This is a genomic window from Bacillus sp. NH11B, assembly GCF_001884205.1.
Taxonomy (GTDB): Bacteria; Bacillota; Bacilli; order Bacillales; family Bacillaceae_G; genus Bacillus_A; species Bacillus_A proteolyticus.
Window position 1 is genome coordinate 1 of sequence record NZ_MAOG01000062.1, and the last position, 223, is coordinate 223.

The following is a 223-nucleotide window of genomic DNA, read 5'->3' on the forward strand; positions in this document are numbered from 1 at the left end:
CTCAGATTTTTGTTGTTTCTTTTGAGAAGAATCATCCTGTTTAGAACCTTGCTGTTTCGGTTGAGAAGAATCATCTTGTTCAGAGTTTTGCTGTTTTGGTTGAGAAGAATCATCCTGTTTAGAACCTTGCTGTTTCGGTTGAGAAGAATCGTCTTGCTCAGATTTTTGTTGTTTCTTTTGAGAAGAATCATCCTGTTTAGAACCTTGCTGTTTCGGTTGAGAA

General features: G+C 37.2%; 1 pseudogene. It reads right to left on the reverse strand.

The annotated features are described in order from the left end of the window. Positions 1–223, reverse strand: a pseudogene (locus tag BAU27_RS09370) (spore germination protein); the annotation flags it as partial.